This window comes from Paractinoplanes abujensis (genome assembly GCF_014204895.1).
Lineage (GTDB): Bacteria > Actinomycetota > Actinomycetes > Mycobacteriales > Micromonosporaceae > Actinoplanes > Actinoplanes abujensis.
Genome location: NZ_JACHMF010000001.1, coordinates 693,100 through 718,503 on the forward strand (window position 1 = coordinate 693,100; position 25,404 = coordinate 718,503).

Sequence of the window (25,404 nt, forward strand, 5' to 3'; positions counted from 1 at the left end):
ACGTTACGCGCGTGGTGTTTCCGTCAGTTGACGATCAGCATTGTCGCCGCCACCGTGGCCGCCCACAGCGCGAACAGCAACACGGGCCGGCGCGGGACCTCGAGCTCGGGCGGCGGGGGCAGCGGGCTGAGCGCCAGGGCCCGGATCCGGGTGTCGCGCAGCGCGGCCACGAGCTGATCGGCGGTGCGCTGACGCGAACGCGACGGCCAGGGCGCGGGCACCGGCACGCTGAGGACGGCCTCGCCCGCGGTCAGCACCACCGTGCCCTCGTCGTCGTGCACGATCGCGCTGTCGGTGGCCCACGGCTCCCGGTTGCGCTCGCGGAAGCCGATCGCCGCGATCCCGCCCGCGTGCCACCGCAGCCGCGGCCGCAGCTGCGAACGCCAGCCGAACTCGAAGCCGGCTCCGGCGGCCACCGCGGCCACGGCGATCAGCGCGTTCCGGGGCAGCCCGGCCAGGTGGGCGACCTCGGTCAGGCCCAGCGCGCCGCCCAGCCCGATGGCGACGGTGGCGATCCAGGCCCGCTGCGGGCTGATCCGGTGCTCGCGCGGCACGAAGGCATCGGCGTCGCGGTCCGCCGGGCGCAGCGACTCCGGGTCGACCAGCTGCTCCTCGTCGTCCTCGATCTCGCGGGGCAGGCCCTCGACCACGTCGTACGGCACCTCGATGACCTCGCCGACCGGGCCGACCGGCACGTGCAGCCGCTCGCCGACCTCGAGCGCGCACCAGGAGCCCGGTCGCGGATCGCCGTAGAGCACGGCGGCCTCGGTGTGCACGTCGTCCTCGTCGTGCCACGGTTCCGGTTCGGCCACGTCGAACGCGAACTCCAGCGCGGTGCGGCCGTCCGCCGAGGGCACCAGCACATGGACGTAGCCCTCCTGCTCGACGGCCCGTACGGCGTGCACGGGCTGCGGTGTCGTGAACAGGCGGCGCAGCGCGGACTGGTGCCGTACGGCCCGGGCCAGCAGCGCGCAGCCCAGCGAGAAGGCGCAGATCGTGAGGGCCAGCCACGGAACGGCCGCGTCGTCGACGGCCACCCAGAACACCCCGGCCGCGGCCATGAGCAACAGCGCGAACCCGCCCACCTCGGCCGGGACGGCGACGTGCGGGAGGGCGTACGGGGGAGGGGGCCGGCGATGCGGGACGGGCAGCGGCGCGGGCGGCTTGTCGAGGCGGGACACCACGATCGCGGCGGCCGCATAACCCCAGGTCACGAGCACAGTGCCGGGGGAGTTGGCGAGCGGGGTCCAGAGCACCGCGCCGAGCACGGCGGCCCACGCGGCGGCGCCCCGATGCGCGTAGACCATGAGCGCGGGCCCGATCAGCACCCCCAGCCCGACCCAGCGGGCGGCCGGGGCGGGGTCCGAGGGGCCGCCGAACACGCCGAAGACCAGCAGGAACGTGACCAGGCCGGCGGCCGGCACAGCGGTGTCCACCCGCATCAGCCAACGCATGACTCCATCGTCATGCGTTGGCCTCGATGATGTGGGCGAATTATGGCCTTTTCAGGGGCCGCCGACGATGCTGGTGACCTGATGGCCGCTGTTGACCGTCTGCCCCGTGTTGTTGATGACGTTGACGATCGTGCCGGTGCCGCCGAGCGAGACCGTGACCATGTCGCGGAAGCGCACACCCGGCTTGGCCGGCACCTCGAACGCCCGCTGCGCCACCACCGACGGGTTGACGTTGAAGAAGCAGTAACTGCCCAAGCCGTACGCCTCATGGCTGTTCACCGCGTCGGCCACCTTGTACGCGGCCCAGCCCCGCGTCGAGCCGTTCATCCAGGCCGCCTGGTTCGGCGGGTCGTACGGCATCTCGTTCTGATAGAAGTACGTGCGGCCGCGCTCACCGTTCCAGATCGTCTGGTACTGCTGATAGTGCTCGACGAACAGGCCGTAGAACGTCACGTCGTCGCCGTTGACGATCAGCCCGTTGCGCCCGCTGTTGACGTTCCAGCCGACGGTGCCGCCGTTGCCGTGGTCGGCCCGCCAGATCCAGGCGTGGTCACCGATCACGTCGTCGCTGTTGACCTCGACGCTGACCGTGGCCTTGCCCGCGATCGAACCGCCGACCCGCACGAACACGTCCGAGAGCACGGTCGGGTTCGCGGCGTGGTCGGCCGCCGAACCCGCCGGGCCCACCTGCAGCAGCGTGTTCGAGTTGGTCGTGCCCGCGTCGAAAAGCACCCCGGCCAGCCGTACGCCGTCCACGTCGGCGATGTTCATGGCGTTGACGCCACCGGTCGGGACGAAGGTGGCCAGGCCGAGACCCAGGACCACCGTGTTGGCCCGGGTCACGTTGAGTGTCTGGTTGAGGTTGTAGACACCCGGAGTGACCAGCAGGTTCTTGCCCTGGGCGAGGGCCGCGTTGATCGTGGCGGCGGTGTCACCGGGCTTGACGACGGCGAAGGTGCTGATCGGCAAGCTCGTGCCCGCCGGGTTGCCGTCGGCCCACGTCGTGCCGCTCGCGTTGCTGCGCAGGGCAGGCACGAAGACCTGGTACGCCCCGGCCGAGTCCACGTACAGGTAAGGCTTCTCGGCGATGACCGGGCTCGAGCCGACCGTGGTGAACGGCGGGCTGGGGAAGCTCTGGGCCGGGGCGCCGGGGGAGCCGACGAACACCTGGTTCCAGTTCGAGCCGTTCCAGCTGCCCATCTGCGAGTTGCGGGTGAGGAACTGCTGCTGGCTGCCCGACTGGATCTGGCCGTCGATCTTCGAGTCGGCGATGAAGCCACCGCTCGACCAGCCGCCGTCGCTGAGCGCCAGATTTCCCCGTACGTGCATCCGGCGGTACGGCGCGGCCTGGCTCACCGACCACCGGTCCAGGCCGTCCTGCGGGGTGACGCTCAGACCCTCGGCGGATCGCCAGAAGTTCTGGGTGGCGTTCTGCGAGCCGTCGGGCCACCAGTCGGCCTCCACGTGCACATGGCCGTTGATGGTGGTCTGGCCGGGAACCAGCCCGAGCCCGGCGACCTGGGTGAAGAAGCCGACGTTGACGTCGACGTTGTAGGTGCCCGGCTTGAACAGCAGCGCGTGGCGGGCCGTTCCGAACTGGTTGGTCACCTGCTGGTTGAAGGTGCTGGTGAGCTTGCTCTGAATCGCCGACGCGCTCATCGACGGGTCGAAGATCGCGACGTTGGGGCCGAGGTCCGGGTTGTTCGGATTGTTCGGCGGGGTGGTCGGGGGTGTCGTCGGGCCGCCGCTCATGGTCCACTTCTGGTTGGCGCCGCCGCCGCACGTCCAGAGCTGCAGCTTGGCGCCGTCGGCGAGGTTGTTGTCCTTGATGTCGAGGCACTTGCCGGCCTTGACGTTGACCAGATCCTTGGCCGCGTTGAGCGTCCACTGCTGGCTGGTCAGGCCGGCGTAGCAGTCCCACAGGTGCACGACGGCGCCGTCGGTGGTGGCGCCGTTGGCTACATCGAGGCACTTGTTGAGGCCGCGCAGCGAGCCGTCGTCGCCGAGGGTCCACGTCTGGTTGGGGCCGCCGGCACACGCCCACATCTGAGGCTGGTTCCCGTTGGCCGTGCTGCCGTTGGTCACGTCGAGACACTTGCCGTTGGCCGAGCTGCTGATCGACCCGGTGGTCGCGGCGTACGCCTGGGTCACGCCGACGACGCCGACGGCGGTTGCGGTGAGGCCGACGAGCGCGGCCGTCAGGAGTCTTCTCTTCATGGCGTTCCTCAGGCCGGGTTGTTCGCGTGGGTGAGCGTCTCCCAGGCCACGAACAGGTTGTTCGTGCCCTGCGGGCGGCGCGCTTCGGTGTACGTCTTGCTGTTGCTCATGGCGATGCCGAGCCGGTTCGCGAGGGCGTTGTAAGCCACCTCGGTCACCGGCCCGAGGCCCTTGACCACGGAGCCGCCGCAGATGTTCGCGGGCACGGCCGTGCCGTTCTCGAACTTGGTGTGGAAACCGAGCGCGTGCCGCATCCGGTCACTCACCTCGGGCCACAGGTCCTCGCCCTGGATCCGGGTGGTCTCGGCGACGTGGCTGATCGCGCTCAGGCCGTACCCGGTGTGCACGAAATCGCGGCACGTCTCCTGGCTCAGGCCGTCCACGAACGTGCTCTGCCCCTGCCAGTAGCTGATCAGCTCGGCCCGGGTGTCGACGCTGCCGACGGGGGGATACTTCGGCTGGCTGCCGTCGGCCGTCACGTAGACGTACGCGGCGGTGCGGGCCTTGAAGCGGGTGATCGCCCGGTCGTAGCTCGCCCGGTCGTCGAGGAAGACGGAGATGCCGGCCGCGGCCTCCATCATCGACAGTTCCCAGTTGCCGTTGCTGCTGCTGCCGCCGATCACCGTGGGCAGGTAGACGGTGCGCAGCATGGTGGCGAACCGGGCCTGGTTGGGCCAGCCGGAATACGTGTACTTGATGATCTCGGCGGCGCGCGGCCACACCGAGCCGGCCCAGCCCGTCTGCAGCGGGGCGTTGCTGTTGGTGTGCGCCTTGACGGTGGCCGACCACGCGTCCATGAGGGCGATCGACTTCTGCGCGTACGCCGGGTTGCCGCCGATGTACCAGATGAGCGCGTCGGTGTAGGCCGCGAGGGCGTCCTCACGCTCGTCGGTGCAGCCGTTGTTCGGGTTCGAGTAGGAGCCGCACTCGACAGTGGCGCGCGGCTTGGGCGTACGGCTCAAGGACGCGTACCGGCTGCTGACCATCTGGGTGTAGGCCGCGGCCCAGGGCTGGGCGCCTGCGCTGACCTTGCCCTTGACGAAGTCGAGCTGGGCCCGGCTGACCAGGACGCCCGGGTGGGCGAAGGTGGCGGGGGCGGCTGCCTGTCCGACCGCTTCGGATTCGGCGGCGTCGGCGGTCAGGCGGACGCCGAACGTGGCGGCCGCCGCGACCAATGCCGTGAACGCCGCCAACAGGGCGCGTTTGTGCATGGGGGATCTCCCGGGTGGGGGTGGGGAACCGGAAAGTGAGTTAACAGTTCCCATCCCGGGAGATCCCGGTCAAGCACAGATCGACGTACTTAAGTCCCTCTTAAAAGTTCCGGCACAAGAGAGCGCTCTCTTTATTCCGGGCTTAGTTGAAGTAGTGGCCAGACTCAAGATCGTCGATGAGAGCGGGTCCGGCCGGGCTCCAGCCGAGCAGCTCACGCGTGATCGTGCTGGACGCCGGGTTGTCCATCGCGAACATGGGCCCGATCCACCCGAAGTCCTCCGGGGCGGCCGGGCCGGTGGGCACGCCCAGCCCGCGCCCGATGGCCTCCGCGATCGCCCGGCCCGTGACCGCCTCCTCGGCGACTGCGTGGAGCACAAGTCCCGCGGTCTTCCCGGCCGCCACCGTCTCACCCGGCGTCGCCGCGGCTGTCCCGGCTGCCGCCCTCGCGGCCGTCGCTGCCCCGCCCGCCGGGTTTCCGCCGGTCGCTGTCCCGCCCGGCGCTGTCCCGCCCGGCGCTGTCCCGCCCGGCGCTGTCCCGCCCGGCGCTGTCCCGCCCGGCGCTGCCCCGTCGGGTGTTGCCGCGCCGATCGTCGGTGCCTTCTCGATCGCCAGGCGGAACAGGGTCGCCGCGTCGTCCCGGTGCACGGCCGTCCATCGGTTGGAGCCGTCGCCGACGTAGCCGGCCAGTTTGCGCTCGCGGGCCACGTTCACGAGCGTCGGCACGAACCCGTAGTCGCCGGTTCCGTGCACGGAGGGCGCCAGCCGCACGACGATCGGCCGCACGTCCCGCTCGGCGAACGCGAGCGCCGCGGCCGCGGATTGCTGACGAGGGTGGCCGGCGCCCGGCTCGGGCCGGTCCCGCTCGGTGGCCACCTGTCCGGGCGGCAGGATGCCGAGGGTTCCCGAGGCGATCGCGAACGCCCGCCCCGACCCCTCGAGGGCCTGCCCGATCACGTCGATGGCGGCCCGGTCCTTGCGCAGCGACTCGGCGAAGTTGCCGAAGTCGTGCACGAAGGCCAGGTGAATGGTTGCGTCAGTGCCGGTGGCCCCCTCCCGGATCACGTCGAGCGTGTCCAGGTCACCCCGCAGCACCTCCGCTCCCGCCGCGGCGACCCGCTCCGCCGCGGCGTCCGACCGGGCCAGTCCCACCACGGAGTGCCCGTGCCGGATCAGCTCGGGCACCACGGCCGACCCGATCCACCCCGACGCTCCGGTGACGAATACGCGCATGACAGTCCTTCTCTCTTTCGATGCCGCACCCGGCGGCGATGTCAGTCGCTGTCATTACCGTAGCCGCGGATGTCAGCCCCTGTCATCACGTGCACGCTGTGATGTCAGAGACTGACGTTGGATAGGATGACGTCATGGGACGCTGGGAACCGAACGGGCAGGCCCGCCTTCGGCAGGCGGCGCTCGACCTCTACTCGTCCCGGGGCTTCGAGAACACGACAGTCGCCGAGATCGCCGAGCGCGCCGGGCTCACCGAACGCACGTTCTTCCGGCACTTCACCGACAAGCGCGAAGTCCTCTTCGCCGGCTCCGACCGCCTCCAGCAGCTGCTGGTCGAGACGACCGCGGCGGCGCTCGAAACCGCCGGCCCGGCCGGGGCGGTGGCGGCTGCCTTCGAGCACGCCGCCGCGACGTACTTCCCCGAGGTGGCGTTCTCGCGCCAGCGCCAGGACATCATCGACGCCAACCCGCCGCTGCAGGAACGCGAGCTGGCCAAACTCCACCGCGTGGCCGAAGCGCTGGCCCAAGTGCTGCGCGACCGGGGCGTCACCGCCCCGTCCGCCGCGGTGGCCGCCGAATCGGGGGTGGCCGCCTTCAAGGTCGCCTTCGCCGCCTGGACAACCGATCCCGACGACGGGGCGCTGATCGACCACATGCGTGAGGCCTTCCGCCTCCAGCGCGTTCTGCTCACCGAGCCGACGCCCGCGGGTCTGCCGTCCACCTGATAGCCGCCGCCCGCCGCCCGCGCAGCCGCCGCCCGCGCAGCCGCCGCCCGCCGCACCGCAGCCGCCGCCCGCGTGCCGCCGCCCGCCACACTGCAGCCGCCGCCCGCGCAGCCGCCGCCCGCGTGCCGCCGCCCGCCACACTGCAGCCGCCGCCCGCGCCGCCGCCCCGCGCCGCCGCCGCCCCGCGCCGCCGCCGCCCGCCGCACCGCCGCCGCCCCCGCGTCGCCGTCCCCGCTGTACCGCGGCCACCCCGCCCGCAGCCGCCAGCCGAGTTGACGCCCGCCCGGCGAATCTGAAACTTCCTCGGAATCTCCGGTACCCTGCCGGACCATGGACGCAGACGTCATCGTTGTTGGGGGCGGGCTCGCCGGCCTCGCCGCCGCTCACGAACTCACCTCGGCCGGCAAGCGGGTCGCGCTCGTCGACCAGGAGAACGCGGCCAACCTCGGCGGGCAGGCGTATTGGTCCTTCGGCGGACTGTTCCTCGTCGACACACCCGAGCAGCGCCGCATGCGTGTGGCCGACTCGTTCGACCTGGCCTGGAGCGACTGGCAGGGCAGCGCGGGCTTCGACCGGCTCGACGACCAGGACTCGTGGGGCTACCAGTGGGCCCGGTCGTATGTCGAGTTCGCGTCCGGCGAGAAGCGGGCCTGGCTGTCGTCGCTCGGCCTCTCGTGGCTGCCGACCGTGGGCTGGGCCGAACGCGGCAGTCTGCGCGCCGACGGGCACGGCAATTCGGTGCCGCGTTTCCACGTCACCTGGGGGACCGGCACGGGTGTGGTCGCGCCGTTCGTCCGGTCGATCGAGGAGGCCGCGGCCCGCGGGCTGGTGACGTTCCACTACCGCCACCGGGTCGACGAGCTCATCGTGGAGAACGGCGCGGTCACCGGCGTACGGGGAAAGGTCTTGGCGCCCTCCGGCGACGCCCGCGGTGAGCCCTCCAATCGCGACGAGGCCGGCGACTTCAGTCTCACCGCGCAGGCAGTGGTGGTCGCCTCCGGGGGCATCGGCGGCAACCACGAACTGGTCCGCGAATTCTGGCCCGACCGGCTGGGCACGCCGCCCCGCACGATGATCACCGGCGTTCCCGCGTACGTGGACGGCCGCATGCTGGACATCACGGCGAGCGCGGGAGCGAGGCTCGTCAACCGGGACCGCATGTGGCATTACACCGAGGGCATCCAGAACTGGAATCCGATCTGGCCCGGCCACGGCATCCGCATCCTGCCCGCGCCGTCGTCGATGTGGTTCGACGCCCTCGGACGCCGCCTGCCCGCGCCCTGCCTGCCCGGTTACGACACGATGAGCACGCTGCAACACCTGCGGGTGACGCCGGACATCGCCGAGTACGACCACTCCTGGTTCATTCTCACGCAGCGGATCATCGAGAAGGAGTTCGCGCTTTCCGGCTCCGAGCAGAACCCCGACATCACCTCGGGCGACAAGCGGGCCTTCGTCAAAGAGCGGCTGCTCGGCAAGGGCGCCCCCGCCCCCGTAGAAGCTTTCAAGCGCAAAGGCGCCGACTTCGTGGTCGCCTCCACCCTGGAGGACCTGGTAGCCGGGATGAACAAACTGACCGACCAGCCGTTACTGGACGTGGCCCGGATCCGCACCCAGATCGAGGCGCGCGACCGCCAGATGGCCAACCCGTATGCGAAGGACGCCCAGGTGCAGGGAATCCGCAATTCGCGCCGCTATCTGGGCGACCGGATCGGCCGCACCGCCACCCCGCACCGCATCCTCGACCCGGCCGCGGGCCCGCTGATCGGCGTCAAGCTGCACATCCTGACCCGCAAAACCCTGGGCGGCGTCCAAACCGACCTGGATTCGCGCGCCCTGCAAAGCGACGGCACCCCCATCCCGGGCCTGTACGCCGCAGGTGAGGTAGCCGGCTTCGGCGGCGGCGGCGTGCACGGCTACAACGCTCTGGAGGGCACGTTCCTCGGCGGCTGCCTCTACAGCGGCCGCAACGCCGGCCGCCACCTGGCCCGCACCCTCTGACCGCGGCCGCCGCGCCGGGCCGCAATCCGAACCGATCGCCGGCCCGGCGCCCGCCCGCTGATCGCCCGCCCGCGCCCGCCCATTGATCCGCACGTTCTGACGCGGCCGGGGCCTTGACCCGAGCCGTTGACCGGTCGGCATCCTGGCCCGAGCCCTATGAACGCGCGCTGTCAGTCCCGCATGCTGCGACCCGCTCGCACCCTGACCCACCTCCCTGCCCGCAGCCGGCCCGTCGCGGTGGACCGCCGCGGTCAACCTGATGCCGGTCCGCCGCGGTCGGCGCGCCGAAGTCAAGGCGCCGCGGTCAGCCCGCCGGGATCCGCCCGAAGTCGGCCCACCGTGGTCGGCCCGCCGTGGTCGGCCCACCGTGGTCGGCCCGCCGTGGTCGGCCCGCCCTGGTCGGAAGGCCGACGGCTGGCGCTTGCCGGCCGCGGATCGTGGCGGCGCGGGAGCGCGGGTTTCGCCGCGGGCGTTACGGGAGGGACCAGCGCTGGTTGGCGGAACCGGTGCAGTCGGTGATGACGACGCGGCTGCCCGACTTGCGGCCGCCCGCCGGGTCGGTCAGGCAGTCGTTGCTGACGGCGTTGAGCAGGCGCTGGCCGGAGACGCGCCACTGGGCCGGGGTGCGGCCGTCGCACGTGACGACCTCGACCGCGCCGCCGCCGACCAGCAGGGCGCACTTGCCCATCACGCGCAGGGTGCCGTCGGTGGCCAGCGTCCACGTCTGGGCCACCGAGTTGTTGCATTCGTACGTCTGCACGAAGTTGCCGTCGACCGCGACGGCGCCGTTCAGGTCGAGGCACTGGCCGTTCTGGCCGCGGATCACGCCGGTGCGGTCGGCCTGGGGCGGGTCGGGCGCGACGAGCTGCGGGCCGCCGGTCGGGGCGGTCTTCTCCCCGCCCGGTGACGTCGGGTTCAGCGAGATCGGGGTCGGGCTGGTCACGGCGGGTGACCCCCCGGGTGCGGAGGCTCCCGCGCTCGTGGAGGCCGAGGCGGACGACGCGGCGGCGCCGGCCGTGCTCCCGGTGCGGCCCGGCCGGTCGGCCGACGTGCCGGAGAGCGATGGCGAGACCGTGGCGCTCGTGGGCAGCGGGGCCTTCGCGGCGGGAATCTCGGCTCCGGGCTCGGTGGCGACCGACGGCCGGACGTCTTCGTGGCGCAGCGCCGCGTAACCGGCCGCGGCGGCCCCCAGCACCACGACGGCGGCGACCGACGTCAGGACCAGCAGCCGCCTCCGGTGGTTGCCGGGTGCGGGCTTGTCACCGGTGTGCCGGCGCTTGAACGGAAGATGCAGGATCGCCGTGGGCGCGTCGTCACCGCCCGGCTCCGGCCGGACCGGCGCCGCCGGCCAGGTCTGAGCGGACTCGTCGTGGTCGAGCGCGCCGGAGTCGCGCAGCACGAACGGACGCACGAGCAACGGATCCCGCTCGCCGTTCTGGTTACCGTCCGTCACGCTTCACCCGCCGCCATCGAGTCTGCACAAGACGATCGGCGGTCCAACATACCCGCGATGATCGTGAATCCGCCTCCCCGTGAACATCCGACTTTCCGCCCGATGTGGTCGTCCGGGCAGTGATCCATGCCATTGAGTCGGCTTGGCGACAGTTGATCGAGCAGCAACGTCGCTGCTCCCCGGCGGCGCACCGGCCTGATCCTCAGCGCCCCTATTTTCTGCTCATCCGGGCGCGACACGGGCACCGGCTGATCAGAAGGGTCCCCATGTCGCTTCCCTCCCGCCTGCTCGCCGCAGGTGTCGCGGGCCTGGTCATGGCCGGTGCGCTGGTCGCCCCGGCCGCGGCCGCCCCGGACAGCACTGCCGCCGCCCCGGACAGCACTGCCGCCGCTGCGGATGGCACGGCCGAGGTTTCGGCTCTGGCGCGGACCGCGCGGACCTCCGCCGTGGAGCGCCGGCGCGTCGACTCCGTGGCGACCCCCAAGCTGCGCTGGTATTCCTGCTACACGTGGGCGCAGTGCACGACCGCGCAGGTGCCGCTCGACTACGACCGTCCCTCCGGCCGCAAGGTCACCCTGGCCCTGCTGCGTGTCAAAGCCCGCGACCAGAAGCACAAGATCGGCAGCCTCTTCGTGAACCCGGGCGGCCCCGGCGGTTCGAGTGTCGCGCTCGCGCTGGCCTCGCCGTACTTCATGAGCGACCCGCTGCTCGAGCGCTTCGACATCGTCGGCATGGATCCGCGCGGCATCGGCTTCAGCGACCCCGTCACCTGTTTCACCGGACCCGGTCGCCAGCAGCCCGTCCTGGCCACGCTCAACACCGGTTTCCCGTACGGGGGCAAGGCCGAGAAGGCTTTCCTGAAAGCGGCCGCCAAGCAGGGCCGGGCCTGCTCGACCACCGGACGCGAACTCGCCGGTGCGATGTCGACGGCCGAGGTCGCGCGCGACATGGACGTCATGCGCCGGGCGGTCGGCGACAGCAAGCTCAGCTACCTGGGCTTCAGTTACGGCACCGCGCTCGGGCAGTACTACGCGAACATGTTCCCGGACCGCTTTCGCGCGATCGCCGTCGACGGCGTGATCGACCCCCGCGCGTGGGTCGGCAGCGGCCGCACGGCCGGGCAGGTGCAGGACGACCGGTTGCGTTCGGCCGACGGCGCGTGGAAGGCGCTGCAGGAGATCATGCGGCGCTGCAACGCGGCCGGCGCGGACAAGTGCGAATTCTCGGGGCAGGCGCTGCGCCGCTTCCGGATCATCGCGGACCGTCTCCAGGCCAGGCCGCTGGCCGTGGGCGGCCAGAAGATCACCTACGCCGCATTCGTGAGCATGGCGCTGAGCTCGCTCTACGACGTGGAGGCGGGCGCCGAGGTGACCGAGATGGCGGCCGCGTTGTGGCGGCTGACCACACCCGGCGCGAAGACGACAGGCACCGAGGCCGGCGTCGTGCTCCGCGCGCACCGGAAGTCGATCGGTCGGGCCTTCCCGTACGACAACTCGTTCGACGCCTACACCGCGGTCATGTGCACCGACGGCCGGCACCCCGCGCACGGCACCACCTGGGTCAAGGCAGGCGCCAAGGCCGACAAGCGCGCCCCCTACTTCGGCCGCGCCTGGGTGTGGGCCAGCGCGGCCTGCGCCCGCGACTCGTGGACCGTCCGCGACGAGGACGCCTACACCGGGCCCTTCAACCGCCGCACCAAGAACCCTGTCCTCGTGGTCGGCAGTTACTGGGATCCGGCGACCAACTACGTCGACGCGGTCAAGTCGTCCCGCCTGATCCCGCACAGCCGCCTCCTGTCGAGCGCCAACTGGGGCCACACCGCCTACGGCACGTCGGCCTGCGTGACCGGCGCCATGGATCGCTACCTGCTCACGCGGACCCTGCCCGCCAAGGGCAAGACCTGCGTCGGTGACGTTCAGCCCTTCCGGACGAAGCTGAGCGACGACCCGGACGAGACCACCGAGGACGCCTTCGACCTCAACACCGCCGGCCCGGCCGAGATCGCCGCCCACGGCCTGCCGGCCGAGAACAGCCCGAAGGTTCTCCCGCCCGTCCGCTGAGGTGCCCGCCGCCCGCTCACCGATCGCCGGTGGGCGAGGCGGCGGCCTGTGTTCAGCGTTTCCAGAACGATTTGCGCTCCGGAGCCGGCTCGGACGGGGCGGGAGCACTCTCGGCGGCCCCCGGCTCGGCCGCGGACTCCGACGGGCCTGATGTGCCCGCGAACGTGGTCAGGATCTCGGTGGCCGCCGCCCACTTCTCGGCCGTGCCGGTGTCGGAGCGCAGCTTGGCGACCAGGTCCTTGAGCGGGGCGAAATCGGGATCGTCGAGCCCTGCCACCAGCACGTCAAGCCGGCTCGCGAGGTCGTCGAGCAGGTCGCGGCGCTCCCAGTCGGGCAGCTCGCCGGCATCGCGCAGCCGCTGGGCCTCGGTGGCCGCCAGGGCCCGTACCTCGTCGATGCTGAGAGCACTTCCGAACGACGGCTGGGCCTTGGCCCGCATCATCGCCGGGCGGGCGGCGGCACGGCCCGTTCGGAAGCCGCCGGCACCGCCCGGGCTCCCGGGCACCACGCCTCCGCCCCCGCCGAAGCCGGCCGAACCGGACTCGGCCGGCGCGGCCATCGACTCCAGGGTGGCCGGGGCGAAGCGGGCCGGCCTGGACGGCGCCGGAGCCGGCATCGGCGCGGCCGCCCCGGCCGACATGGGCATGACGCGGAGCGCCGCACTGTCGTCCATGGACTCCCAGCCGTCGGGGAACTCGACCGGCTGGGTCACCCGGCGGGTCTCGCCGCCCTCGTTGACCACCCGGTTGTCCACCGCCACGAACGCGGTGAACCGGCACAGCACTCCGTATCGCAGCGACGTCGCCACGATGCGCTGCTCGAGACCGAGGTCGCCCGCCGCGTACGCGTCTTCGAGATCGCGCAGCCGTGCCCGCGCCCACTGGGCCTCGACCGCCGCCTCGCGACGTTCCTGCACCGCCACCGTCGTGCGGAACTCCCGGTCGTCGCGCGTGCGCCCGGTGACCACCAGTTCGCCGGCCGGCCGGCCGGTGAAGCGGCCACTCACCACCAGCGGGACCCCCGGATAGAGGCCGGGGAGCCGGGCCGGCGACGTGTCGTCGTCGACCAGGGTCAGGCCCGTCGCCGTGACCCGCAGGCCGGTGACGACCGGGGCGCCGATGCGCCGGTGGATGTGCTCCATCGCCTCGTCGAGACGGTCCTCGCTCTCGACCAGCTCGGCCCGCCCGGCCCCGAGCGCGGCCAGCCGCCCCAGGAACCCGGCGTTGACCGCGCGATCGATCCCGATCGTGTGGATGCGGGTCGTGCCGATCAGCGGCGTGACGTCGCGGACGATCTGATCCTCGTTGCCGACCTGGCCGTCGGTGACCAGCACGAGCACCCGGTCGCGGCCCTCGCTCGCGCGCAGCAGCTCAAGCCCTTGGCGCAGTGGGGTGAGCAGCTCGGTGCCGCCGCGGGCGCCTGCCTTGGCCAGGTGCTCGACCGCGCGGAAACGGTGCCGGTCGGTCGCCTCGGCCAGCCCGGCCGGCAGGTCGCCGGGCCGGTCGACCTGGTGGTCGAAGGTGAGCACGGCGAAACGGTCGGCGGCGGTCAGGGTGTCGACCACCCGGGCCGCGGCCCGGCGGGCGGCCACCATCTTCCAGCCACCCATGCTGCCCGAACGGTCGAGCAGCAGCACCACGTCTTTCGGGCGGGCCGGCGTGGCGTCGGCGGGCGGCAGCACCACCAGCTGGAAGACGCCCTCGGGCTCCTCGGCGGACTCGTCGGGCACGGCGATCGCGGTCTGACCGCCTCCGGCATAGGGCAGGCGCAGGATGAAGTCGCGGTTGGCGCGCTCGCCGGGGCCGATCGTCAGCACGCCGTCGCGGTCGACCACCGTGTGCAGGCTCGACCGCACCTCGCCCAGCTCGAGCCCGGCCGGGTCGATCTCGACGGAGACGCCCAGCCGCAACGGGTTGGGGAAACCCGGCAACAGCACCGGGGGAGTGATGCGCGAGGCGTCGGGCACGGCGTCGGTGTCGGGCGCGTAGCCGTCACCCACCGACCGGCCGGGCAGGGGCGTGCCCGGGATGTAGCGCGGGGCCACCACGAGCGGGAACCGGAACGTGGCTTCGCCGTCGGAGAACGGCAACGGCCCGACCAGGCTCAGCTCGACGGTGACGCGCTCGCCGGGCACGATGTTGCCGACCCGCATCGTGAACACGTCGGGTCGCTCCTCCTCGGCGATCGAGGCCCGCCGGCCGGAGGCGATCGCCTGGTCGTACGCCTGGCGGGCCGCGCCGCGCTCCTGCAGTTCGGCGGTGACCACGCGGTCGTCGCACGTCATCGTCATGCCGGTGACGGCGGCCCGGTCCGGCAGCGGAAAGACGTAGGTCGCCTCGAGCGCGTCGTCGTGCACGTTGACGAACTCGGTGGTCACGACCGTGTGCGCGACCAGGCCGCTGATGCGGGCCCGCACGTCGAGCCGGTCGAGCGGCAGGGCACCGCGGTCGGTGCGCAGCATGCCGAAGCCGGCGTCGGGGAGAATCCGGATGCGGCTGATCTCCCCCGGCGCCATCGGGGTGACGGAAAAGGTCATGACGGACTCCCATCGGTCGTGCCGTCGGCGGTGATCAGGCCTCGGGCGGTGAGCAGGTCGAGCAGGGGCGCGGCGGCCTCGGCGACGGCGTCGCGGTCGGCATCGGAGACAGCGGCGGGAACGAGCAGCAGCACGCCACCGCCGAGCGCCAGGCCGGTGAAGGCCTGGCTCGCCGCGACGGAACGGACGGGCGGCGAGTGGGCGGGCAGCGGGAGGTCGGCCGGGGAGTGGGCGGGCAGCGGGAGGTCGGCCGGCGGCGCGGCGGCCTCGGCGGGGTGGTCGGCCCAGAAGCGGGACCGCTGAGCGTGATGCCCGAATGTGTTCTCGTCGATCGTGACCATCAGGCCGGGCGGGACGTGGGCGATCTCGGTCAGCCGGGCCGGGGAGACGGCGGTCAGCTCGGCCTGGATCTGGGCGAGGGTGAGACCCTCGGCCTGCCGCCGCTTGACGGCGACCAGTTGTTGCAGGTGGCGCGGGCCGTAAAGGGCTGTGCGGCCGCGCATGCCGAGCGGCTTGTCGACCAGGCCGATCGTCGAATACCACCGGATGGCCCGGCGGTCGGGCACGTCGCGAACGCGTCCGTTCGGCGCGCCCGGGTATTCGGCCTCGAGGGCTTCACGTACCCGTTCTACCAACTCGTCCAGCGTCCACATGCTGACGACTATGACACTGTCACCATGACACTGTCAATGAGAGTAAGGTGCTGCGGCATGCGACTCGTGAGCCTCTCCCACGTGCACGACCCGGCGACCACAAACGTCTATCCGGGCGACCCGCCCTTCGAGCTGGAGACCGTCGCCACGATCGAGCAGGACGGCTATTACCTGCGTCTCGTCCGCCAGGGTGAGCACACGGGCACCCACTGGGGCGCTCCCGGCCACTTCAATCCGGGCCAGCCCTTGGCCGACGAGCTCGACCTCGCCGACCTGCATCTGCGGGCGGTCAAGCTCGACGTGCGGGAGAAGTGCGTCCGCGACCCCGATTACGCCGTGACGATCGCCGACGTCGAGGCCTGGGAAAGGACGCACGGGCGCATCCCCGACGAGTCCATGGTGGTCATTTGGACGGGCTGGGACGCGAAGTGGGGCACGGCCGAGTTCACCAACGCCGGTGCGGACGGCGCGCCCCACCATCCCGGCTTCGCCGTCGAGACCGCGCGCTGGCTGATCGACACGGGCCGCGTCGGCCACCGCGGCGGCACCGGCACCGACGCGTTCAGTCCCGACGTGGGCGCCGACGCCACGTACACGGTGTCGCACTTGATCTACCAGCGTCACCGCATCAGCCTGGAGATCCTCGCGAATCTCGAGGCGCTGCCCGAGACGGGGGCCCACATCCTCTGCGGCGGCCAGATCAACCGGGCCGGCTCAGGCTCTCCGGCCCTGATCTACGGCTTGCTGCCGTGATCCGGCGCGGGGGCGGAGGACCCGCCGGGCTGCAGGGTGCCGTTGGCGATCAGGCGGTAGGGGGCGTAGCGCTTCTCGGACTCGGTGGGCTCGTCGTGCGAGACGATCGCCACCACCCGCGGATAGGCGGCCAAGCGTTCGACCTGCGACAACGGGACGACCTCGGCCCGGCCCGGGGCCAAGCCGGCCAGGCGCACGTGCCAGGCGTGGACGGGGGTTCGCCGCAGGGCGGTCGGGGCGGCCCAGCCGGCCAGCGAGGTGCCGTCGCTGAGCTTGCGGCCGGCCAGAGTGATGGTCCCGATCCGCCAGCCGCCCTTGGAGCCGGCCGCGTCGGTCACGTAACGCAGGCCGAGCAGCACCTTTCTGCCCGCGTAGGCCCGGAGGGGATAGTTCGCCGTCACGACGCCGTTGCTGGCGCCGGTCAGGGCGGGCCCGAGCCGCCCGGGCACGGTCCGGTCGCCGGTCACGGCGTGATAGGTGCGCCCGCCGTTGATCGAGATCATCACGTAGGCGTAGTCGTAGCGTTCCTCGGCCGCGTAGGACGTCTCGAGCGACAGCACCGGCTCGCCCGCCGGAATCGTGACCTTGCGGACCGCGTACGAGTCGAGGTCGTCGGCATTGCCGGAGAAGAGGGTGCCGCCGGCGATCGTCCAGCCCGTCGGCAGCGGGTCCAGCGTGCTCGCGCCCCGGAACGAGACCGACTTGAGCGGCGTCGGCAGGGGCACGTAATCGGCTCCGTTCGGCGCCGCGCCCGGCATGTCGTACGCGGTCCGGTTGCTCAGGTTGATCGAGGAGCGCAGCGAGGCGGCGGTCACCCGCTCGGCGGCGATCCCTGCGACTGGCCCGTCCACGCCGTCGAGCAGTGTCATCAGCTGGAAGTCGTGCAGCACGTCGTAGAGGGCGACCCCGACCGGCAACGCCGCCTGCACCGCGGCCAGGCCCTGCCGCATCCCGTCGCGGTGCAGCATGGTCAGCACCTCGATTCCGAAGCGGTCGTGCAGATAGAGCATGAACTGATAGACGTTCCCGTAATCGGCCAGCACCTCGCTCGGTGCGCCCTCGTCCCACAGGTTCAGCGAGTTCTGCGGGCCGCCGCAGTCGCGCGGGTTGATGTTGTAGGGCGTGTGCACCGGCCCCCACCCCTGAAAACACATCAGGTGCGTGTCGTTGCCCGGGTCGTGCACCCCGGCGTGGCCGTCGACGTAGCCGGTCAGGCTCTGCGCGAAGTCGGCCATCCCCTCGTTGAGCCAGGTCTTCTCGTCGGGGTCGGTGTAATAGGTGAGCAGGTGCTGCCACTCGTGGGCGAAGGTCGCCTCGTACATGCGGGGCCGCGCGGGCCGGCTGGTGCACAAGTCACCGGTGGGGTCGTCGGCCGGTCGTGCGCCGAGCCGATGCTTCCAGTCGTAGGCGTCGATGGTCATGACGTTGCGGTCGAAGAGTTCGTTGAGCTGCCGCGAGAAGAACCCGGCGACGTAGGTGACCGCCTTGGGGAAGGTGAAGTAGTTGGCGTCGCGGATGTTGTCGACCAGGGTGACCGTCTTGTCGCCGTCGCCGGTGAAGTCGCCGTCCATCGTCGCCGCCGCGCCGTTGCGTTCGGGCGGGATGCTGAAGACGGCCGTCTCCTTCGGGTAGATCGTGCCGTCGAACTCGCGGACCAGGTCAGCGATGTTCTTGTCGGTGACCTCGATCGAGTTCTTGCGGCAGTCGGTGGCCGGGAAGGCGAGATCCTGCGCGACCCAGACCTCGATGTGCCGGCCGACCGCCTTGAGCGTGTAGTTCTTGCGATAGAGGTCGCCGGTGGTGTCGTCGAGGCCGACCCATTCCCGTACGGTCCCGACCGCGGGGGTCGGCCCGGCGGCCCGCCGGGCCTGGGGCCGCGGTTTCGTGTCGGTGGGAAGTGGCCGCCCGTCGAGCGTGAAGTGCCGGTGGCTGAGCTCGCGGGTGTCGGGCGCGGAGACGGCGGTTTCCGCCGGTTGAGCTGTGGCCGGAATGGGGATCCCCGTGAAAAGCACGAGGGCGGCAAAAGCAGCAAACCGGTCACGGTTCATGAAAATGGACGCTACCTGTGGCGGGTGGCGTCCGGTGCCTATTCGAAGAGGGAGTGGTTCCGTCCGCTCTCGGCGCGGCGGCGGGCCCGGCGGCGCAACTGCACGACGACCATGTCGACCACGGCCACCGCGGCCCAGGCCAGCAGCAGCCAGCCCGGCACCGTCCAGCCGGAGCGCAGCAGCACGATCCCGAGGACGGTGCAGACGACGAACCCGAACGCGGCCAGGATCAGCCGCAGGTTGAGCGGGCTGTACGGTTCCTCGACCGTGCCGCGCCGGCCGGGCGGTTGGGCGCCGATGGGCATGCGCGGCGCGTACCCTCGCCCGGCCGGGCACAAACCCCTAGTTCACCTCGCGGCGCAGCACCCGCACGACGCCCACCACCAACGGCAGCAGCACCCAGACCGCGGCCGAGGCGCCGACCCGCGCCCACTCCTCACCGGTCATGCCGGCCTCGGTCATCGCCGTGGTCGTGGTGTTGATGTCGAGCCAGCGCGACACGTCGCCCAGCGCCCTGATCGTGCCGCCGAGGATGCCCCAGACCATGGGCAGGGCCAGATACAGCACGATGGCCAGGGGCGAGTTGAGCAGCAGAGCGCCGAAGGCCAGACCCATCAGCACGAAGATGACCTGCATGGCGGCGCCCTGCCAGATCAGCGAGCCGGGAATGTCCCACCTGCCGTCACCGCCGAGCGCGCCGGCGAGCAGGTTGGCCACCGCCGCGATGACCATCATGGCCGCGGTCGAGACGATCGCGATCAGCGCCCCGGCCGCCAGCTTGGCCACGATCACCCGCTCGCGCGCCGGCACCAGGGTGAAGGTGGTGAGCGCGGTGCGTTGCGACCATTCGGCCGTCATCGACAGGATGCCCAGCACGGGCAGCAGGACGGCCGAGGGCAGCAGGGCCAGCCCGAAGAAGCCTTCGAGGTTCTGTTCCTCGTCGGGCGCCCAGCCGAGCAGGATCGCCGAGGTGCCCACCGTGGCCAGCGCGATGATGATCAACAGCCACAGCCCGGCCCGCGTGTCGGCCAGTTTGCGCAGCTCGACCGTCGTCAGCCGGCCGAGGCCGGGCGTGCGGGACTCGGGGCGTACGGAGGGAGCTTGATCTTCCAGAACGGCGGTCATCGGACAGCCTCCTTGACGGAATCGCCGGCGGTCAGGGTGAGGAACATCTGCTCGAGGCCACCGGAGCCGGCCGGCCGCAGTTCGAGCAGGACGAGCCCGGCGTCGGCGGCGGCCCGCCCGATCACCTCGGCTCCGGTCGGCACCACGACCGCCCCGTCGGTCGTCCGCGTGCCGTGCAGACCCGCCCGGTCGAGCACCATCGCCAGCGCGGCGGGGTCGGCCGCGCGCACCAGGGTGCCGGTCTGGGCCAGCAGTTCGGCCTTGTCACCCTGCGCGACGACCTTGCCGGCGCCGATGACCACCAGCCGGTCGGCGACCGCCTCGACCTCGCGCAGCAGGTGCGACGAGAGCAGCACCGAGCCGCCCCGGTCGGCGAAGTCGCGCAGCAGGCCGCGCATCCAGTAGATGCCCTCGGGGTCGAGCCCGTTGGCCGGCTCGTCGAGGATCAGCACGGCCGGGTCGCCCAGCAGGGCCAGGGCCAGGCCGAGCCGTTGCCGCATGCCGAGCGAGTAGGCCCGCACGCGCCGCTTGCCCGCGACCGTGTTCAGCCCGACCCGGTCGAGCGCGCGCGGCACCTCCTTGGTGTCGATGCCCATGGTCAGGGCGGCCAGGGTCAAGACCTCTTTCCCCGTACGGCCGGGGTGCTGAGCCGAAGCGTCGAGCAGCACGCCCACCTCGCGGCCGGGGTTGCCGAGCCGGCGGTAGGGCACGCCGCGGACGGTGGCCGACCCGGACGTGGGCGTGGACAGACCACAGATCATCCGCATGGTGGTCGACTTGCCCGCGCCGTTCGGGCCGAGGAAGCCGGTCACCGTGCCGGGCTCGCACGTGAAGGACACGTCGTTGACGGCGGCATGGGCGCCGTACCTTCTCGTGAGATTTTCGACCGTGATCATGCATCCAGCCTGCGGCCGCCGGATGGGGCCACGCTTCGGCCGGAGGTCGGTCGCCGCGAACCTTGGTCTACCCCGGGCACCGACTTTGGTAGGTATCCGTGGTCCGCCGCCCGCCCGTAGAGTTTCCGGCGTGGGGTTCAGCCAGGAATACCGGTGGCTGCTGCCGTCCGCGCTCGAGGCGCCGGATCCGGGTCGCAGGTCGACCCGTGACTGGCTGATCGACGTCCTGGCGTTCCTGTCGGGGTTCGGCTTCACCGTCTACGGCACGATCGATCTGCTCCGGCCGGAGCCCACGTTGCTGGTCGAGCAGGCCGGCAACCCCGCCTGGCTGATCTGGACCGACTTCGCCTGCGCGACGGTGGCCGCAATCGGGCTGTGGTGGCGGCGCACGAGACTGCTGATCCCGCTGGCGATCTATTGCGTGGTCATCTCGATCTTCACTGTGGCCGCCGCCTTCACGCTGCTCATCGTGCTCTTCACCATCGCCGTGCACCGCAAGTTCCTGGTGCTGGCCATCTTTTTCGTCAGCATCACCGCCACCAACGCCGTCTTCCCGTTCATCCGCCCCGAGACCGGCCGCAATTATTGGGAGACAGCCGCCTGGGGCACCGTCTTCCTGGTGATCGTCTGCTTGTGGGGCATGGTGGTACGCGCCCGCCGCCAGTTGCTCGCGTCGTACCGGGATCGTGCCGAGCGCGCCGAGGCCGAGCAGCAGCTGCGGGTGGCGCAGGCCCGCACAACCGAGCGCAACCGCATCGCCCGCGAGATGCACGACGTGCTGGCCCACCGCATCTCGCTGCTGAGCCTGCACGCGGGCGCCCTCGAGATCAAACCGGACGCCGCGCCCGACGACGTGGCCAACGCCGCCGGGGTCATCCGGGCCAGCGCACATCAGGCGCTGCAGGATCTGCGCGAGGTGATCGGCGTGCTGCGCGACGACCGGCCCGAGGGCGCGCCCGAGCCGCCGCAGCCGACGCTGGGGGAGCTGCCCGCGCTGGCCGAGGAGTCGCGCTCGGCCGGTGTCAAGGTCAGCCTCGACGTCGCGGTCGAACCCGAGGCGGTGCCGGCCGGCACGGGCCGCACGGCCTATCGGATCGTGCAGGAGGGCCTGACCAACGCCCGCAAACACGCTCCCGGCGCTCTCGTGCGGGTCAACGTGGCCGGCTCGGCCGGTGACGGCCTGGTGATCGAGGTCCGCAACCCGTGGCCGATCGGCGGGAACGGCACGTCGATCCCGGGCACGGGCACCGGCCTGATCGGTCTGACCGAGCGCACGGCGCTGGCCGGTGGGCGGCTGAGCCACGGCCGCACGCCGCAGAACGAGTTCGCTCTGACAGCATGGCTGCCATGGCCGACGTGAACGATCCGGTGCGGGTGCTGATCGTCGACGACGACGCGCTGGTGCGGGCCGGGCTCGGCATGATCCTGTCGGCCGCGCCGGACATCGCGGTGGTGGGTGAGGCGGCCGACGGCGCCGAGGTGCCCGGGGCGGTGTCGCGGCACGAACCCGACGTCGTCCTGATGGACATCCGGATGCCGCGTGTCGACGGGTTGTCCGCCACCGAGACACTCAGGGCCCGCCCCGGCGCGCCCGAGGTGATCGTGCTGACCACCTTCGACGCCGACGAGTTCGTGCTGCGCGCGCTGCGCGCCGGGGCCAGCGGTTTTCTGCTCAAGGACACGCCTCCGGCGGAGATCCTGCGAGCCGTACGGCGGGTGTCCGTGGGCGAGGCCATGCTGTCGCCCACTGTCACCCGGCAGCTGATCGCGCACGTTGCCGCGCCCGCCCCGCCCTCGCGCAGCCGGGCCACCGAGCGGCTCGATCGGCTCAGCGAGCGTGAGCGCGACGTGGCCCTGGCCCTGGCTCACGGCCGGTCCAACGCCGAGATCGCGGGCGACCTGCACATGTCGATCGCCACCGTGAAGGCTCACGTCTCCCGGCTGCTGATCAAGCTCGAACTCAACAACCGTGTGCAGGTCGCGATCCTGGTCCACGACGCCGGGCTGGTCTAGCGGGCCGGCACCGGCGGCCAGAGCGGCTCCTCGGCCCGGCGCTCGGATTCGCGCAGGACCCGCAGGATGTTGCGCCCGGCCAGTTTGCCCAGGTCGTCGTCCGGCCAGCCGCGCCCGGCGAGCTCGGTGAGCAGAAGCGGGTAGCTCGACACGTCGCCCATGCCGTCGGGCAGCTCGGGTGTGCCGTCGTAGTCGCCGCCCAGGCCGATGTGGTCCACCCCGGCCACGTCGCGGGCGTGCTCCACCTGGTCGGCCACCTGCGCGACGGTCACCGGCGGGCGCGGATTGGCGGCCAGCCACGACGCGAACTCCGGTTCCACCAGCCGGTCCGGGCCCGGCCACTCCGGCAGCGTGGCCGGGTCCTCGCCGGGGCGCGGCGCCCGCGGCCATTCGGCCGGGCGCGCCGGCGGTCCGAGCCGCTGCCATTGTTCGTCGGCCGCGGCCATCCACGCCCGCGACTCGGCCGACACGAACGGCGCGACGAACGTCAGCTGAATGACGCCGCCGTTGTCGCGCAGCCGGGTCAGCACGTCGTCGGGCACGTTGCGCGGGTGGTCGTGCAAGGCCCGCACGCCGGAGTGACTGAAGATGACCGGGGCGACCGCCGTGTCCAGCGCGGCGTGCATCGTCACCGGCGCCACGTGCGACAGGTCCACCAGCACACCGATCCGCTGCATCTCCCGTACGACGGCTCGTCCTTCGTCGTTGAGCCCGCCGACCTGGGATTCCCGTACGGCGGAATCGGCCCAGGACAGGTTCTCGTTGTGCGTCAGCGTCACATAGCGCACGCCCAGCCGCGCGAATGCCCGCAGCACGCCGAGCGAGGTGGCCAGGCTGTGCCCGCCCTCGATCCCGATCAGCGAGGCGATCTTCCCGTCGGCCATGGCCTGCTCGACGTGATCCGCGCTGTACGCGATCGCGAAGTCGCCGGGGTAGGCCGCGGCCATCCGGTAAACGGCGTCGATCTGCTCCATCGTCGCGACCACGGCCTCGGGCTCGCTCAGGTCGCCCGGCACGTAGACCGACCAGAACTGCCCACCGACACCGCCCGCGCGCAGCCGGGGAATGTCGGTCTGCAGCTCGGGCCGCGGCTCGTCCAGCCCTTCGACCCGATACCCGAAGCGTCCGCGCAGCTGCATGGGCAGGTCGTTGTGCCCGTCGATGATCAGTTCCATCCTGTCTGGCTACCCCGCGCAAGCACCGAAAAGCAAGACTTGAGGAAAACGACCCCCGCAACCCGACCGCACCGCGACGGGCACCGGACGCGCACCGGGCGTGCCGGAATCTCTTTCCCATGCCCGGCTGACAACAGCCGGACAGAGCGGGGGAGATTCACAATGCGTCGTTCCAAGCTGAAGAAGTACTCGGTCATGACCGCCGTCATCGCCGGTGCCGCCGGTGTCGCGGCTGCGGGTCCGGCCCAGGCCGCCGCGGGGACCACCCTGAAGCTTGCCGCGGGTGACGACGCGTACGTCTCGAGCGCCCGTACGGGTGTCGCCTTCGGCGCGGAGACCAAGCTGGTGGCCGGGGTCGCCGGCAAGGAGACGAAGACCTCGTTCCTCAAGTTCGCCGTCCCGGCGGGCACCAAGGTCGCCGGCGCGCGCCTCGTCCTGACCACGCAGGCCGCCTCGGCCAGCACGGTCGCCATCCGCCAGGTCGCGAACACCACCTGGGCCGAGGGCAAGCTCACCGCGGCCACCGCCCCGGCGCTCGGCTCGGTGCTGGGCAGCGCCGTGCCCGGCGCGACCCTGTCGTTCGACCTGGGCAAGGTCGTCAAGGGTCCCGGCACGTACGCCTTCGCCCTGTCCTCGACGGGTGCGGCCGTGCGGTTCCAGTCGGCCGAGGCCAAGACGGGCGCCCCGGTGCTCGAGGTCAAGACCGACACCGACGTGTCGCCGCCAGTGGTGTCGACGCCCAAGCCCGCCGGTGACTGTGTGACCGACGCGAAGCTGGTGCCCTCCTGTGGCGTGCTCTGGGGCGCCGCGGCCGGCGGTTTCACGACCGCGCCGCGCGACCAGGCCCTCAAGGACTGGGAGAAGCTCAGCGGCCGGACCTCCACGATCTTCCACACCTACCACAAGGGTGACGAGACCTTCCCCACCAAGGCCGAGATCGCCATGACGAGCGACGCCGCCAGCCCCCGGGTGCTGCTGACCAACTGGAAGATCGCGTACGGCTCGTCGTGGGCCAAGGTGGCCCAGGGCCAGCAGGACAAGCGCATCGACGCCTTCGCCGCGCGCGCCAAGGCGTACGGGAAGAAGTTCTTCCTGGTTCTGAACCACGAGCCCGAGAACGACGTCGTGGCCAGGGCCGGCTCGGGCATGGAGGCCAAGGACTTCGCCGCGATGTACCGCCACACGATCCTGCGCCTGCGCGCCCAGGGCGTGACCAATGTCGTCAACGTGATGGCGTACATGGGTAACGAGAAGTGGATGGCCCAGTCGTGGTGGAAGGACCTGTACCCCGGTGACGACGTCGTCGACTGGATGGGCCTCGACTCCTACGTGAGCGTCGAGCCCGGCTACTACCACGCCGGCAAGTTCAACGACCTGCTCGACCGCGCGCCGACCGGCGGTGGCCTCGGCTTCTACGAGTGGTCGACCACCCAGCACGCCGCCAAGCCGCTGATGGTCGCCGAGTGGGGCGCCTACCACCGCGTCGGCAAGATCCACGACAAGTCGGCGGTCTACCACAGCGTCCTGCCCGAGCTGGCCAAGCGTCCGGGCATCAAGGCGATCGTGTACTTCGACACCAAGCACGACGACGAGGGCGACCGCGACATCAGCATCGACAGCACCCCGGCCGCGCTGGCCGCGTTCAAGAAGCTGGCCGCCGACCCGATCTTCAAGGTCAAGCTGGGCTGACGCCTGTTACCTGATGCTTCGTCCGATGTTCCAGTTGCCTTGAGCACCAGTTGTTCATCTTCGTAGGGCCCCCGTACGCCTCCGCTTTCCGTAACGTTAACCACCGGCGCCGGATCGCGCCGCGATCGGTTTGAGGTCGAAAGGGGGTCCCACCATGGCTAAGA

At 71.5% G+C, this 25,404-nt stretch carries 19 protein-coding genes; 7 read left to right on the plus strand and 12 right to left on the minus strand.

Annotated features, from left to right (window positions below; all coding sequences use genetic code 11):
- Positions 1 to 23 precede the first annotated feature (23 nt).
- The 4 genes from BKA14_RS02670 to BKA14_RS43080 form a co-directional block, all read right to left on the minus strand.
- Positions 24 to 1,454 carry a hypothetical protein gene (locus tag BKA14_RS02670; RefSeq protein ID WP_184949346.1) on the minus strand — a complete coding sequence of 477 codons (1,431 nt, stop codon included), beginning with the start codon at positions 1,452 to 1,454 and terminating at the stop codon, positions 24 to 26.
- Positions 1,455 to 1,505: 51 nt separating this feature from the next.
- On the minus strand, positions 1,506 to 3,671 hold the full coding sequence (locus BKA14_RS02675) for an RICIN domain-containing protein (protein WP_184949347.1): 2,166 nt from the start codon (positions 3,669 to 3,671) through the stop codon (positions 1,506 to 1,508).
- 8 nt (positions 3,672 to 3,679) lie between these two features.
- Entirely contained in the window at positions 3,680 to 4,882 is a 1,203-nt protein-coding gene (locus BKA14_RS02680) for an alginate lyase family protein (RefSeq protein WP_184949348.1), read from the minus strand.
- A 142-nt stretch (positions 4,883 to 5,024) separates the two neighbouring features.
- A complete protein-coding gene (locus BKA14_RS43080; RefSeq protein WP_203722347.1) occupies positions 5,025 to 6,113 on the minus strand; it encodes an SDR family oxidoreductase in 1,089 nt (362 codons plus the stop codon).
- Between the two features lie 134 nt (positions 6,114 to 6,247).
- On the opposite strand from BKA14_RS43080, the gene BKA14_RS02690 reads away from it, so the two are divergent.
- Positions 6,248 to 6,838, plus strand: a complete 591-nt coding sequence (locus BKA14_RS02690; protein ID WP_184949349.1) for a TetR/AcrR family transcriptional regulator — start codon at positions 6,248 to 6,250, stop codon at positions 6,836 to 6,838.
- 330 nt (positions 6,839 to 7,168) lie between these two features.
- Positions 7,169 to 8,839: an FAD-binding dehydrogenase gene (locus BKA14_RS02695; RefSeq protein ID WP_184949350.1), complete on the plus strand. Its 1,671-nt coding sequence runs from the start codon at positions 7,169 to 7,171 to the stop codon at positions 8,837 to 8,839.
- A 472-nt stretch (positions 8,840 to 9,311) separates the two neighbouring features.
- Here BKA14_RS02695 and BKA14_RS02700 read toward each other — a convergent pair whose 3' ends face one another.
- The gene (locus tag BKA14_RS02700; RefSeq protein WP_184949351.1) at positions 9,312 to 10,292 is read right to left on the minus strand and encodes a ricin-type beta-trefoil lectin domain protein; all 981 of its coding nucleotides are present in this window, start codon (positions 10,290 to 10,292) and stop codon (positions 9,312 to 9,314) included.
- A 266-nt stretch (positions 10,293 to 10,558) separates the two neighbouring features.
- On the opposite strand from BKA14_RS02700, the gene BKA14_RS02705 reads away from it, so the two are divergent.
- On the plus strand, positions 10,559 to 12,352 hold the full coding sequence (locus tag BKA14_RS02705) for an alpha/beta fold hydrolase (RefSeq protein ID WP_184949352.1): 1,794 nt from the start codon (positions 10,559 to 10,561) through the stop codon (positions 12,350 to 12,352).
- A gap of 52 nt (positions 12,353 to 12,404) precedes the next feature.
- Here the strand turns inward: BKA14_RS02705 and BKA14_RS02710 are convergent, their stop codons facing one another.
- On the minus strand, positions 12,405 to 14,888 hold the full coding sequence (locus tag BKA14_RS02710) for a VIT domain-containing protein (protein WP_184949353.1): 2,484 nt from the start codon (positions 14,886 to 14,888) through the stop codon (positions 12,405 to 12,407).
- The gene (locus BKA14_RS02715; RefSeq protein ID WP_184949354.1) at positions 14,885 to 15,541 is read right to left on the minus strand and encodes a MerR family transcriptional regulator; all 657 of its coding nucleotides are present in this window, start codon (positions 15,539 to 15,541) and stop codon (positions 14,885 to 14,887) included. The genes BKA14_RS02710 and BKA14_RS02715 overlap by 4 nt, the downstream gene beginning before the upstream one ends.
- Before the next feature lie 57 nt (positions 15,542 to 15,598).
- Between BKA14_RS02715 and BKA14_RS02720 the strand changes: the two genes are divergently transcribed.
- Complete coding sequence (locus tag BKA14_RS02720; protein ID WP_184949355.1) at positions 15,599 to 16,294, plus strand: cyclase family protein; 696 nt, start codon at positions 15,599 to 15,601, stop codon at positions 16,292 to 16,294.
- Here BKA14_RS02720 and BKA14_RS02725 read toward each other — a convergent pair.
- From BKA14_RS02725 to BKA14_RS02740, 4 genes are read right to left on the minus strand one after another with little or no spacing between them, the layout of a single operon-like run.
- Positions 16,276 to 18,342 carry a M6 family metallopeptidase gene (locus tag BKA14_RS02725; protein ID WP_184949356.1) on the minus strand — a complete coding sequence of 689 codons (2,067 nt, stop codon included), beginning with the start codon at positions 18,340 to 18,342 and terminating at the stop codon, positions 16,276 to 16,278. The two genes, BKA14_RS02720 and BKA14_RS02725, sit on opposite strands and share 19 nt — an antisense overlap.
- 38 nt (positions 18,343 to 18,380) lie before the next feature.
- Positions 18,381 to 18,647 (minus strand): hypothetical protein, encoded by a 267-nt coding sequence (locus BKA14_RS02730; protein ID WP_184949357.1) that lies wholly within the window; start codon positions 18,645 to 18,647, stop codon positions 18,381 to 18,383.
- A 37-nt stretch (positions 18,648 to 18,684) separates the two neighbouring features.
- Positions 18,685 to 19,467 (minus strand): ABC transporter permease, encoded by a 783-nt coding sequence (locus BKA14_RS02735; RefSeq protein WP_184949358.1) that lies wholly within the window; start codon positions 19,465 to 19,467, stop codon positions 18,685 to 18,687.
- A complete protein-coding gene (locus BKA14_RS02740; RefSeq protein ID WP_184949359.1) occupies positions 19,464 to 20,363 on the minus strand; it encodes an ABC transporter ATP-binding protein in 900 nt (299 codons plus the stop codon). The genes BKA14_RS02735 and BKA14_RS02740 overlap by 4 nt, the downstream gene beginning before the upstream one ends.
- Positions 20,364 to 20,493: 130 nt before the next feature.
- Between BKA14_RS02740 and BKA14_RS02745 the strand changes: the two genes are divergently transcribed.
- Both BKA14_RS02745 and BKA14_RS02750 read left to right on the plus strand, forming a co-directional pair.
- The gene (locus BKA14_RS02745) at positions 20,494 to 21,723 is read left to right on the plus strand and encodes a histidine kinase (RefSeq protein ID WP_239092929.1); all 1,230 of its coding nucleotides are present in this window, start codon (positions 20,494 to 20,496) and stop codon (positions 21,721 to 21,723) included.
- A complete protein-coding gene (locus tag BKA14_RS02750; RefSeq protein WP_203722352.1) occupies positions 21,711 to 22,376 on the plus strand; it encodes a response regulator in 666 nt (221 codons plus the stop codon). Before BKA14_RS02745 ends, BKA14_RS02750 begins: the two co-directional genes overlap by 13 nt.
- Here the strand turns inward: BKA14_RS02750 and BKA14_RS02755 are convergent.
- Positions 22,373 to 23,551, minus strand: coding sequence for a dipeptidase (locus BKA14_RS02755; protein ID WP_184949361.1), 1,179 nt, complete (start codon positions 23,549 to 23,551; stop codon positions 22,373 to 22,375). The genes BKA14_RS02750 and BKA14_RS02755 overlap by 4 nt on opposite strands.
- A 162-nt stretch (positions 23,552 to 23,713) precedes the next feature.
- Here BKA14_RS02755 and BKA14_RS02760 point away from each other — a divergent pair, with 162 nt between their 5' ends.
- On the plus strand, positions 23,714 to 25,240 hold the full coding sequence (locus tag BKA14_RS02760) for a CBM96 family carbohydrate-binding protein (RefSeq protein ID WP_184949362.1): 1,527 nt from the start codon (positions 23,714 to 23,716) through the stop codon (positions 25,238 to 25,240).
- Positions 25,241 to 25,404: the final 164 nt, after the last annotated feature.

Bases quoted from the DNA above. Each gene is read 5' to 3' on its own strand.
- BKA14_RS02720 (WP_184949355.1), top strand. From the start codon at position 15,599: ATGCGACTCGTGAGCCTCTCCCACGTGCACGACCCGGCGACCACAAAC.
- BKA14_RS02760 (WP_184949362.1), top strand. From the start codon at position 23,714: ATGCGTCGTTCCAAGCTGAAGAAGTACTCGGTCATGACCGCCGTCATC.
- BKA14_RS43080 (WP_203722347.1), bottom strand. From the start codon at position 6,113: ATGCGCGTATTCGTCACCGGAGCGTCGGGGTGGATCGGGTCGGCCGTG.
- BKA14_RS02725 (WP_184949356.1), bottom strand. From the start codon at position 18,342: ATGAACCGTGACCGGTTTGCTGCTTTTGCCGCCCTCGTGCTTTTCACG.
- BKA14_RS02750 (WP_203722352.1), top strand. From the start codon at position 21,711: ATGGCCGACGTGAACGATCCGGTGCGGGTGCTGATCGTCGACGACGAC.
- BKA14_RS02705 (WP_184949352.1), top strand. From the start codon at position 10,559: ATGTCGCTTCCCTCCCGCCTGCTCGCCGCAGGTGTCGCGGGCCTGGTC.
- BKA14_RS02690 (WP_184949349.1), top strand. From the start codon at position 6,248: ATGGGACGCTGGGAACCGAACGGGCAGGCCCGCCTTCGGCAGGCGGCG.
- BKA14_RS02755 (WP_184949361.1), bottom strand. From the start codon at position 23,551: ATGGAACTGATCATCGACGGGCACAACGACCTGCCCATGCAGCTGCGC.
- BKA14_RS02675 (WP_184949347.1), bottom strand. From the start codon at position 3,671: ATGAAGAGAAGACTCCTGACGGCCGCGCTCGTCGGCCTCACCGCAACC.
- BKA14_RS02670 (WP_184949346.1), bottom strand. From the start codon at position 1,454: ATGCGTTGGCTGATGCGGGTGGACACCGCTGTGCCGGCCGCCGGCCTG.
- BKA14_RS02695 (WP_184949350.1), top strand. From the start codon at position 7,169: ATGGACGCAGACGTCATCGTTGTTGGGGGCGGGCTCGCCGGCCTCGCC.
- BKA14_RS02715 (WP_184949354.1), bottom strand. From the start codon at position 15,541: ATGTGGACGCTGGACGAGTTGGTAGAACGGGTACGTGAAGCCCTCGAG.
- BKA14_RS02680 (WP_184949348.1), bottom strand. From the start codon at position 4,882: ATGCACAAACGCGCCCTGTTGGCGGCGTTCACGGCATTGGTCGCGGCG.
- BKA14_RS02710 (WP_184949353.1), bottom strand. From the start codon at position 14,888: ATGACCTTTTCCGTCACCCCGATGGCGCCGGGGGAGATCAGCCGCATC.
- BKA14_RS02740 (WP_184949359.1), bottom strand. From the start codon at position 20,363: ATGATCACGGTCGAAAATCTCACGAGAAGGTACGGCGCCCATGCCGCC.
- BKA14_RS02730 (WP_184949357.1), bottom strand. From the start codon at position 18,647: ATGCCCATCGGCGCCCAACCGCCCGGCCGGCGCGGCACGGTCGAGGAA.
- BKA14_RS02735 (WP_184949358.1), bottom strand. From the start codon at position 19,467: ATGACCGCCGTTCTGGAAGATCAAGCTCCCTCCGTACGCCCCGAGTCC.